10 protein-coding genes are annotated in these 10,123 nt (G+C 70.0%); 9 read left to right on the forward strand and 1 reads right to left on the reverse strand.

What is annotated here, in order from left to right; translation table 11 throughout:
* Positions 1 to 48: 48 nt before the first annotated feature.
* Together AB0H62_RS29785 and AB0H62_RS29790 are read left to right on the forward strand one after the other, a co-directional pair.
* On the forward strand, positions 49 to 987 hold the full coding sequence (locus AB0H62_RS29785) for a proline iminopeptidase-family hydrolase (RefSeq protein WP_360589624.1): 939 nt from the start codon (positions 49 to 51) through the stop codon (positions 985 to 987).
* The gene (locus AB0H62_RS29790) at positions 980 to 1,933 is read left to right on the forward strand and encodes an ACP S-malonyltransferase (RefSeq protein ID WP_360589626.1); all 954 of its coding nucleotides are present in this window, start codon (positions 980 to 982) and stop codon (positions 1,931 to 1,933) included. Before AB0H62_RS29785 ends, AB0H62_RS29790 begins: the two co-directional genes overlap by 8 nt.
* Here the strand turns inward: AB0H62_RS29790 and AB0H62_RS29795 are convergent.
* On the reverse strand, positions 1,926 to 2,171 hold the full coding sequence (locus AB0H62_RS29795) for a phosphopantetheine-binding protein (protein ID WP_220243495.1): 246 nt from the start codon (positions 2,169 to 2,171) through the stop codon (positions 1,926 to 1,928). The two genes, AB0H62_RS29790 and AB0H62_RS29795, sit on opposite strands and share 8 nt — an antisense overlap.
* A gap of 231 nt (positions 2,172 to 2,402) precedes the next feature.
* Between AB0H62_RS29795 and AB0H62_RS29800 the strand changes: the two genes are divergently transcribed.
* The 7 genes from AB0H62_RS29800 to AB0H62_RS29830 all read left to right on the forward strand — a co-directional run bounded on the left by AB0H62_RS29800 (position 2,403) and on the right by AB0H62_RS29830 (position 10,073).
* A complete protein-coding gene (locus AB0H62_RS29800) occupies positions 2,403 to 3,902 on the forward strand; it encodes an AMP-binding protein (protein WP_360589628.1) in 1,500 nt (499 codons plus the stop codon).
* Between the two features lie 5 nt (positions 3,903 to 3,907).
* The gene (locus AB0H62_RS29805; protein WP_360589630.1) at positions 3,908 to 4,297 is read left to right on the forward strand and encodes a hypothetical protein; all 390 of its coding nucleotides are present in this window, start codon (positions 3,908 to 3,910) and stop codon (positions 4,295 to 4,297) included.
* A gap of 170 nt (positions 4,298 to 4,467) precedes the next feature.
* Positions 4,468 to 5,919 carry an AMP-binding protein gene (locus tag AB0H62_RS29810; RefSeq protein WP_360589632.1) on the forward strand — a complete coding sequence of 484 codons (1,452 nt, stop codon included), beginning with the start codon at positions 4,468 to 4,470 and terminating at the stop codon, positions 5,917 to 5,919.
* Positions 5,916 to 7,130 (forward strand): type III PLP-dependent enzyme, encoded by a 1,215-nt coding sequence (locus tag AB0H62_RS29815; protein ID WP_360589634.1) that lies wholly within the window; start codon positions 5,916 to 5,918, stop codon positions 7,128 to 7,130. Before AB0H62_RS29810 ends, AB0H62_RS29815 begins: the two co-directional genes overlap by 4 nt.
* Entirely contained in the window at positions 7,127 to 7,615 is a 489-nt protein-coding gene (locus AB0H62_RS29820) for a cobalamin-dependent protein (protein ID WP_255638372.1), read from the forward strand. Before AB0H62_RS29815 ends, AB0H62_RS29820 begins: the two co-directional genes overlap by 4 nt.
* Positions 7,612 to 8,880 carry a methylaspartate mutase gene (locus tag AB0H62_RS29825; protein ID WP_360589636.1) on the forward strand — a complete coding sequence of 423 codons (1,269 nt, stop codon included), beginning with the start codon at positions 7,612 to 7,614 and terminating at the stop codon, positions 8,878 to 8,880. The genes AB0H62_RS29820 and AB0H62_RS29825 overlap by 4 nt, the downstream gene beginning before the upstream one ends.
* Entirely contained in the window at positions 8,877 to 10,073 is a 1,197-nt protein-coding gene (locus AB0H62_RS29830) for a cytochrome P450 (RefSeq protein WP_360589638.1), read from the forward strand. Before AB0H62_RS29825 ends, AB0H62_RS29830 begins: the two co-directional genes overlap by 4 nt.
* Positions 10,074 to 10,123: the final 50 nt, after the last annotated feature.

Raw genomic sequence — 10,123 nt, forward strand, 5'->3', positions numbered from 1 at the left:
CCGGCGGCAACCACCCGCCGGCCGAGGGATACGAACGAGGTGATGAGCATGGCCGTGGCGCCCACCGCGAAGGGCTGGGTTCCCTTCGGCGAGCACCGCACGTGGTACCGGGTCACCGGTGTCGTGGGCGGCGAACTGCCCGCCGTCGTCGTGGTCCACGGGGGACCGGGCAGCACACACGACTACCTGCTGAACCTCTGCTCGCTCGCCGAGCACGGGTTTCCGGTGGTGCACTACGACCAGCTCGGCAGCGGCGGTTCCACGCGGCTGCCGGACAAGGGCGCGGATTTCTGGACGCCCGAGCTGTTCGGCGACGAGCTCGACAACCTGGTGCACCGGCTGGGCGTCGAGGACAACTACGTCCTGTATGGACAGTCGTGGGGCGGCCTGGTCGTCGCGCGCCACGCGGCGCAGCGGCCCGAGGGATTGCGCGGGCTCGTGATCGCCAACTCGCCCGCCTCCTACGAGCTCTGGCGCTCCGAAATGGACGTGCTCCGGGACCGGCTCCCGCCCGGTGTCGACGAGCAGCTGCGAGCGCACGAAGCGGCCGGCACCACGGACACGCAGGAGTACTTCGACGCCATGCGCGTGTTCTACGACCGCCACGTCTGCCGCGTGCTCCCGTGGCCGGGCGACTACCTGGCCTCGTTCATGGAGATGGCGGACAACAACACCGTCTACTCCGTGATGAACGGGCCGAGCGAGTTCACCGTCACCGGCACGCTCAGGGACTACTCCGTGGTCGACGACCTCGACGACATCGAGGTGCCGACGTTGCTCATCTCCGGCCGGCACGACGAAGCCACACCCAAGACCGTCCAGCCCTATTTCGACCGGATCCACGACGTGCGCTGGGAGGTTTTCTCCGACTCCAGCCACGTTCCGCACCTGGAGGAACCCACACGGTTCCACGAGGTCCTGCTGAGGTTCCTGCGGGAAGTCCACCCCGCCGCCAACGCCGAAAGTGAGGCAACCAGCCATGGATGAGGCCAGAGGATCGGCGGTGGTCTTCCCCGGGATGAGCCCCTGCCGCTTCGCCGACTTCGGCAAGTTCCTGCTCATCAACCCGTTCGCCCGCCGCCTGATCGGAGAAGCCAACGACCGGCTCGGCTATTCGCTGGTCGACCGCTTCCGCGAGACGGAGGGGGACTACTCCGAGTACGCGCAGGTCGGGTTCATGCTCACGTGCCTCGCGCTCGCCGAGTGGGCCGAGCAGGAGTACGACATCAGCCCCGACTACTGCACCGGCCCGAGCTTCGGCGAGAAGCCGGCCAGTGTGTATGCCGGAGCGCTGACATTCCCCGACGCCGTGTGGATGACGGCGGAGCTCGCGCGCTGTCTCACCGAGTTCTTCGCCACGGAGTACACCGACGTGGTCACGCACTCGTTCGTGCGCACGCCCGAGGAGAAGCTCCTGGACGCGCTGAACGACCTCGACGGACGCGGCGAGTGGTCCGACATCTCGTGCTACATCGACCACGATTTCTACATGGTCTCGTTGCGCGAGCGGAACCTCGACTGGCTCAAGCAAGCGGTGCGCAGCATGGGCGGGTTGTCGTTGTACACCATGCGCCCGCCCCTGCACTCCCGTGCTTTCGCCGCGCTGCGCCGGAAAGCGGAGGACGAGGTCATCGGCGGTCTGGACTTCCACGATCCGCTGCTCCCGATCGTCGCCGACCAGGACGGGTCGATCCTGCGGTCCGGGGAGCAGGTGCGCACGATGCTGCTCGACAGCATCGTCAAGCCGCTGCGGTGGCCGCACGTCGTCTCCTCCCTGGAACAGCTGGGCGTGCGCAAGCTCTGGGTGGCCGGTCCGGACACGCTGTTCGGGCGCGTCCGCGCGACCACGAGCCGCTTCGAGGTGGTGACGGTCAACCCGCGGCTGGCCCTGCGGCCCCGGAGGCGGGGCGCAGGACCTTCGCGGGTCAGCTAGCCGGCTGCAGCTCGGCCAGCGTGGCCCAGAGCCGGCCAGGGTTCTCGAAGGTCTCGAGGTTGAGGGCGTCGTCCTCGAAGCGCACGTTGTAGTTCTGCTCCAGCACGGCGAGCAGTTCCACGGTCGCGAGCGAGTCGAGGCCGTACTCGCGCAGCGGGGTCTCGGCGGTGAGTGCCTCCTCGGCGGGGAGGAACGGGAGGAACGTGCGAAGGGTCTCGTCGAAAGAGCTGTCCCACATGACTACTCCGGATGGCTAGATCGGTATCTACCAGGCAGGAAAACCGACCGCCCGGTTCGGTTTTGGACTCTACCGCGCGTCGTCGTTCCGGATCGACGCATCGGCACCCCTATTGCTAATCCGACCAAAAGCAGGCGGACCCCCGGGCACTACGTAACAGTTGCTACGAGGGCCGTCGCCGTGACTGTGGTCGGATTAGCAACGAACGGCACAGCAAGGAGGAGGACGACGATGGACACGAGCTTCACCGGCGGGCTGCACTCGCGCTTCCTGCGTGGCCTGGCCCTTTCCGAGAACGGCACCGCCGTCCGGGTCGGCGACCAGGAGCTGACCTACGGCCGGCTTCACGAGCAGGCGCTGCTCTGGGGCGGCGCGCTGGCCGAAGCGGGCGCGCGCACCGTAGGGGTGCTGGCGGGCAAGGGAATCAGCGCGTACGCGGGGATCCTGGCCGGGCTGTACGCGGGCGCCACGGTGGTGCCGCTGCGGCCGGACTTCCCGGCGGCTCGCACCGCGCAGATGGTCGAGGCGGCGGGGGTCGACGCGCTGGTGGTCGACGATCGCGGCCAGGCGCTGCTGGCGGACGTGCTCGGTCAGCGGCGGGTTCCCGTGCTCACCCCGGAGACGCGGGCGCAGGGTTTGGTCGAGCCGCGGCAGGTGCGGCCGGAGGATTCCGCGTACATCCTGTTCACGTCCGGCTCCACCGGCCGGCCCAAGGGCGTGCGCATCGGCCACGGTTCGACCGAGCACTACTTCGGCCTGCTCGACGCGCGCTACGACTTCACGCCCGACGACGTCTTCTCCCAGACGTTCGACCTGAACTTCGACTGCGCGATGTTCGACCTGTTCTGTGCCTGGGGTGCGGGGGCGCCGGCAGTGGTGTTGCCCGGTCGCGCCTACCGCGACCTGCCGGCGTTCGCCGCGGAGAGCGGCCTGACCGTGTGGTTCTCCACGCCGAGCGCGATCGACCTGGTGCGCCGCACGGGTGGGCTCACGTCGGGTGCGTTGCCGGGCTTGCGGTGGAGCTTTTTCGCGGGCGAGGCGCTCACTGTGCGCGACACGGCGGACTGGCGCGCGGCGGCGGTGAACTCGCTCGCCGAGAACCTCTACGGCCCCACCGAACTCACGATCACCGTCGCCGGTTACCGCTGGGACGACGAGGAAACGCCGAGGATCGCCGTGAACGGGGTGGTGCCGATCGGGGCCGTGCACGAGGGGCACGACCACCTGCTGCTGGGCGAGGGCGACGTCGAGGAAGCCGAAGAAGGCGAGCTGGCGATCGCGGGCCCGCAGCTGACGCCGGGTTACCTCGACCCGGCCGACGAGCGCGGCCGCTTCCTCGACCGCGGGGGCCGCCGCTTCTACCGCACGGGCGACCGCGTCCGCCGGCTCGGCGACGACTTGGCGTACCTGGGCCGCCTCGACTCCCAGGTGCAGGTACTCGGCTGGCGCATCGAGCTCACCGAGGTCGAGCACGCGTTGCGCGCGACCGGCGTCCGCGACGCCGTGGCCCTGGGAGTGCGCGGCGACGCCGGTCTGGAGCTGTTCGTGTTCTACACCGGCGGCGAGCGACCGGCGATCGAGCTCGTGCGCGCGCTGCGCAAGGTCCTGCCGGAGGGAGTGATCCCGCGCCACTACCGCCACGTCGACGAGTTCCCGCTGAACTCCAACCGGAAGATCGACCGGAAGGCGCTCGCGGTCGAAGCCGAAGTGCTGCTCACGCCGGTAGGCTGAGCTGCGTGGCGAAGTACGTGATCGGGCCGGAGGTCGCGTTGCGGCTGGCCGAGGAGCGGGCCGTGGTGGGCCATCGGTTGCTGGCGCCCACGCTCATCCGGTCGCACGCGCTGTCTCTGCTCTACGCGCAGGTGCGCGAGGGGAAGCTGACCAAGAAGGACGCCGCCGCGCGACTCGACCGCGTGCGGGCGCTGAAGATCCGGTTGCTCGGTGATCGGGTGCTGCAGGCGACCGCGTGGCAGGTCGCCGAGGAGCTCGGGTGGGCCGACACGTTCGTGGCCGAGTACGTGGCGTTGACGCGGTTGCACGGCGACGCGTTCGTGACGCTCGACGAGCAGCTCGCCCGTGACCTCGACGGGGTCGTGCCGGTCGCGGGGTTCGAAGCACTGAGCTGAAGCCTGTCTTAAACGGCCTGCTACGCCTGGGTTTCCGGGCGGGGCGGGCCGTTTTCGCGTGCGCGCTTAGGGGCGGTTAGGGGTGTGGCCACGCGCGCCGCCGCGGCTAGTTTTCCCGGGGTCGAGGGGCGGATCGAGGCCCCGGTTCTCGAGTTCTGGTGGGAGCAGTCGTGAACGGTACTTCGCTCGTCCATTCCCTGCTCGACGAGGCGGTGGCCGACGCACCCGGGTCGACGGCGGTGCGCGACCGGGCCGGCGCGTGGACCTACGCCGAGCTGGCCGCGTGGAGCCATGCGGTGGAGGTGGTGCTCGCCCGGCGCGGGGTGCGGCGCGGTGACCGGGTGGTCGTGCAGCTGCCCACCACGCGTGAGCTGGTCGCGTTGTTCTTCGGCACCACCCGCCGCGGCGCGGTGTTCGTGCCGGTGAACCCGGCGATGAAGGCGTTCCACTTCGATTCGGTGGTGGGCAACGCCGAGCCGGTGCTCGTGGTCACGCTGGAAGAAATGATTCCACTGTGGACCGAGGTCGAAGCGGCCTACGGCGAACGCATCGAGGCCACGGACGTCGACCCCGACGACGTCGCCGTGCTCATCTACACCTCCGGCAGTACCGCGGCGCCGAAGGGCGTGATCGGCCCGCACCGCCAGGTCACCTTCGCCGCCTGCGCGATCCAGGCCGTGCTCGGCTACCGCGGCGACGACGTGGTGTTCTGCCGCTTCCCGATGTCCTGGGACTACGGCCTCTACAAGGTCCTGCTCTCGACGCTCGGGCGCAGCGAGATCGTGCTCGCCGACGCGGAGTCCGACCTGCGGCTGCTGCAGCGGATGCGCGAGGTCGGCGCGACGATCGTGCCCATCGTGCCCTCGCTCGCCACGATGATCGCCACGCTCGCCGGCCGCGAGACCGAACCGGCCGCGCCCGTGCGCCTGTTCACCAACACCGGCGCCGCGCTGCCCGAGAGCACGATCGCGCAGCTGCGCACCGCGTTCCCCGGCACCCGCGTGGTGCGCCAGTTCGGCCAGACCGAGTGCAAGCGCATCACGATCATGCCGCCCGACGAAGACGACCAGCGTCCCGGCGCGTCCGGGCTGCCGCTGCCGGGCACGTCCGTGCTCATCCTCGCCGCGGACGGCACGGAGCTGCCCGCCGGCGACATCGGTGAGATCGTGGCCGCCGGCCCGCACGTGATGCCGGGTTACTGGCGCGCGCCGGAGCTGTCCGCCCGCGCGTTCAGGCGCGACGAGGCCACCGGCGAGCTGCGCCTGCACACCGGCGACTACGGCCGCCTCGACGCCGACGGGTACCTCTACTTCGAAGGCCGCCGTGACGACATGTTCAAGCGCAAGGGCATCCGGATGTCCACTTTGGAAATCGAGGCCGCCGCCATGGACATCCCGGGCGTCCGTGCGGCCGGCGCGATCCCGCCGGGCGACACGCGCGATCTCGCCATCTGCGTCGAGAGCGACCTGCCGCCCACCACCGTGCTGCGGGAGCTGGCGAAGCGGCTCGAACCGCAGAAGGTCCCGTCCCTGTGTCACGTCGTCGACGAGTTCCCGCTCACGGCGCACGGCAAGAACGCCACGAAGGAACTGGCCCTGCTCGTGGAAGGCGCGCACAAATGACCCAGCAGTTCGCCGAACGCTTCGGCACCCCCACCTACGTCTACGACCTCGACGTCGTCGCACAGTCCCGCGACCAACTCTTCGGCCTGCTGCCCGAGGGCTTCCAGGTCTTCTACGCGCTGAAAGCCAACCCGCACCCCGAAATCGCCCGCGAGCTGCACAACGGTGGCTGCCGCGCCGAGATCAGCTCCACCGGGGAGCTGGCCAACGCGCTGGAGGCGGGTTTCGACCCGAGCGAGATCCTCTACACGGGTCCCGGCAAGACCGGCGCTGAGTTGGAGCAGGCGATCGCGACCGGCGTGCGGCTGTTCTCCGTCGAGTCGCTCACCGATCTGCAGCACGTCGGTGCGGCGGCGGAGAAGCACGGCGTGATCGCTTCGTGCCTGCTACGCGTGAACACCACGCAGGGCAGCGCGTCGACCGGCATCCGCATGATGGGCCGGCCCTCGCAGTTCGGCATCGACGCCGAGACGCTGCCCTCGCTCATGCCCGCGTTCAAGGCCGTGGCCGGCACGCGCGTGGCCGGTGCGCACTTCTTCACCATGAGCAACGCGAAGGACGAGGACAGCCTGCTCGGTGAGTACGAGTTCGTGCTGCAGTCGGCCGCGCAGCTGCATCAGGAAGCGGGCCTGCCGCTGGAGCTGCTCGACATCGGCGGCGGCTTCTCCTCGCCGTACGCGGTCCCGGGCCCCCGCACCGACTACCCGAAGCTGCGGGCGGGGCTGGAGCAGTTGCTGGACCTGTACCTGCCGGAATGGCGAACGGGGGAGGTCGAGCTGGCCTGCGAGTCGGGCCGGTACCTGTCCGGCAGCTGTGGCTCGCTGCTCGCCGGGGTCGTGAACGTCAAGGAGAGCCGCGGCAGCAAGTTCGTGATTCTCGACGCGGGCATCAACGTCGTCGGCGGGCTGTCCGGCATCGGCCGGCTGCTGCCCGCGGCCGTCGGCATCGAAGACACCGCTCCGTTCGGCGAGACCGGCAGCCTCGTCGGTCCACTGTGTACTCCCGGTGACTCGCTGGCGAAGGCCGCGCGCCTGCCGGAGCTGGCGCCCGGCGACGTGGTGACTGTGCCGAACGTCGGCGCGTACGGCGTGACCGCCAGCCTGATCAGCTTCCTCGGCCGGCCCGCGCCGACGGAGGTCATGGTGCGCGGTGACGAGGTCGTGTCCGTGTCGCGGCTGGACTACCAGCGTGCCTACGAGGTTTCGCCGTGAGCGAGGAGATGAACGCCTACCGCGGCGGCGTCGTCACGGAACCGCCGCGCACGGTGATCGTGAGCAGCATGGCGTCGGACTCGCACACGTGGAACCTCGTGTACCTGGAGCTGCTGGTCGGCGAGCTCGGCTTCGACGTGGTGAACCTCGGCGCGTGCGTGCCCGACGAGCTGCTGGAGTCCGAATGCCTCAGCCGGCGCCCGACGATGCTCGTGATCAGCAGCGTCAACGGCCACGGCTACCAGGACGGCCTGCGCGTGATCCAGCGCTTGCGATCCTTCCCCGAGCTGCGTGCGCTGCCGGTGGTGATCGGCGGCAAGCTCGGCGTCGGCGGCCCGCTGACCGAGGAGGAGACGGCGCGGCTGCTGCTCGCCGGCTTCGACGCGGTCTTCGACGACCAGCAGAACAACGCGTCCTTCCGCCGGTTCGCCGCGACGTTGACCGCCGGTGCCGCCCAGCTCCCCGTGCGGGTGGAGGGGGTGTGAGCTTCGAAGAGTTCGTGGCGAGCAGGCACGCGGCCGGGCAGCTGGTCGTGCAGCCCCGTATGGGGTTCGCCGACCCGGTCGTGATGCGCGCAGGGCTGGCGGCGACCAAGAACGCCGCCGCCACGACCGTTGGCACCGTCACACTCGACAGCTACACCCGCGTCTGCGACACCGATTCCGTCGCGCACGCCCTGGCCCACGGCATCGCGCTCAACGGTTACCCCATCGTCAACCACCCGGCCGAGGTCACGCGCGCGATGCTCGACGGCCTCGAAGGCCCGGACTTCCCGGTGCAGGTGCGCCACGGTTCGGCGCGGCCCGCGGACATCTTCCGCGCGATGCTCGCCGCCGGCCTGCACGCCACCGAGGGCGGGCCGGTGTCGTACTGCCTGCCCTACAGCCGCACGCCGCTGGACGAGTCCGTGCGCAACTGGTCCGCCTGCTGCGAACTGCTGGCCGACGCCGAGCTGCCGGGCGGCCGCGCGCACCTGGAGACGTTCGGCGGCTGCATGATGGGCCAGCTCTGCCCACCGAGCGAGCTCGTGGCGTTGAGCGCGTTGGAGGCGTTGTTCTTCTACCGCAAGGGGTTGCGCAGCATCTCGGTGAGCTACGCGCAGCAGACCAACTTGCGCCAGGACCAGGAAGCCGTCGCGGCGCTGCGCCGGCTGTGCACGGAACTGCTGCCCGGCGCGTCGTGGCACGTGGTGATCTACGCCTACATGGGCCTGTTCCCGCGTACGCCGGAAGGCTCGCTGAGCCTGCTCGGCAAGGCGGCCGAGCTGGCGCTGAGCACCGGTTCGGAGCGGCTGATCGTGAAGACCGTCGCCGAGGCGCACCGGATCCCGACCGTCGCGGAAAACGTCCAGGCGCTCGAACACGCGGGTGCCGTGCGAGCCACCGAGAAGGTCACCGTGGAGGCGGACAACCAGGTCTACCGCGAGGCCTACGCGCTGGTCGACGCCGTGCTCAACAGCCACGAAGATCTCGGCCGCGCGATCGTGGTCGCGTTCAAGCGCGGCCTGCTCGACGTGCCGTTCTGCCTGCACCCGGACAACGCCGGGCAGGCCCGCAGCTATCTCGACCCGGCCGGCCGGCTCTGCTGGTCCGACCTCGGTTCCCTGCCGCTGCGCCGCGTGGTCGAGCGCGGTCACGGCGGTGCGATCACCTCGTCGACCTTGATGTCGGCGCTCTCGTACGTCCAGCACACCCACGACGCCCAGGCATTGGAGCAGCCGATGACCGCGATTGGAGGGGATTCGCGATGAGTACGCGCCGGACCGTCCGGGCCTACCCGTTCGACATGCAGGAGATCTCCGTTTCCGAGCTGTACCACATGTTGCAGCGCGAAGAGCCGATGAGCCGGGTGCAGCTGCCCTTCGGGGAACCGGCGTGGCTCGCCACCAAGTACGCCGACGTGAAGCTCGTGATGACCGACCAGCGCTTCAGCCGGGAGCTGGCGCAGGGCCTCGACCAGCCGCGGATGCGCCGCCAGCAGATGGGCGACGGCATCATGGGCATGGACCCGCCCGACCACTCGCGCCTGCGCCGCCTGGTGTCGAAGGCGTTCACCGCGCGCCGGCTCGAGCAGATGCGCGAAGGCGTGCAGACGCTCGTGAACGACCTGCTCGACGGGATGGTCGCGCGCGGCGGCTCGGCCGACGTCGTCGAGGAACTCGCGCGTCCGCTGCCCGTCACCGTGATCTGCGACCTGCTCGGCGTGCCGCAGGAAGACCACAAGATCTTCCGCGAGTGGACGCAGGCGCTGGTCAGCGACGCCACGGCCAAGGACGACGTGCTCGACGTCTACGGCGACCAGCTCGACAACTACGTCGCCGGGCTCGTGGCGCAGCGGCGCGAGGAGCCGACCGACGACCTGCTCGGCGCTCTGGTCTACGCGCGCGACGCCGGCGACAAGCTCACCGAGAACGAGCTGATTTCCATCGCCGGCGCGGGCCTGCTCACCGGTGGTGTGGAGACGGTGTCCACGGCGCTGCCGAGCTTCCTGTTCACCCTGCTGACGCAGCCGGACCTGCTCGCGCAACTGCGGGCGGACCCGGAGCTGATGCCGACCGCCGTGGAGGAACTGCTGCGGTACGTGCCGATCAACACCGCGGCGATGTTCGCCCGCTACGCCACCGAAGACGTGCGCTTCGGCGACGTCGTGGTGCGCGCGGGGGACCCGGTGCTGCCGGCGTTGCACGCGGCGAACCGCGATCCGGAGGTGTTCGCGAACCCGGACACCGTCGACCTCACCCGCAGCCCCAACCCGCACGTGGCGTTCGGGCACGGCCCGCACCACTGCATCGGCGCGCAGCTGGCGCGCCTGGAACTCCAGGAAGCGCTCAAGGCGATTCTCGCGCGCTTCCCGGAAATGCGGCTCGCGGACGGTCGCGAAGGCGTGAAGTGGGAATACGGCGTGATCGTGCGCGGGCCTTCGCTCCTGCGCCTCGCGTGGTGATTTCCCTGCCCCTAGCGGCTTTTTCTGGGGATCCGGGGCGGCGCTGAGCC

The organism is Amycolatopsis sp. NPDC050768 (assembly GCF_040654155.1).
Classification (GTDB): Bacteria; Actinomycetota; Actinomycetes; order Mycobacteriales; family Pseudonocardiaceae; genus Amycolatopsis.

Coding starts and splice junctions, on each gene's coding strand:
- AB0H62_RS29800 (WP_360589628.1), top strand. CDS start 2,403: ATGGACACGAGCTTCACCGGCGGGCTGCACTCGCGCTTCCTGCGTGGC.
- AB0H62_RS29790 (WP_360589626.1), top strand. CDS start 980: ATGGATGAGGCCAGAGGATCGGCGGTGGTCTTCCCCGGGATGAGCCCC.
- AB0H62_RS29795 (WP_220243495.1), bottom strand. CDS start 2,171: ATGTGGGACAGCTCTTTCGACGAGACCCTTCGCACGTTCCTCCCGTTC.
- AB0H62_RS29785 (WP_360589624.1), top strand. CDS start 49: ATGGCCGTGGCGCCCACCGCGAAGGGCTGGGTTCCCTTCGGCGAGCAC.
- AB0H62_RS29830 (WP_360589638.1), top strand. CDS start 8,877: ATGAGTACGCGCCGGACCGTCCGGGCCTACCCGTTCGACATGCAGGAG.
- AB0H62_RS29815 (WP_360589634.1), top strand. CDS start 5,916: ATGACCCAGCAGTTCGCCGAACGCTTCGGCACCCCCACCTACGTCTAC.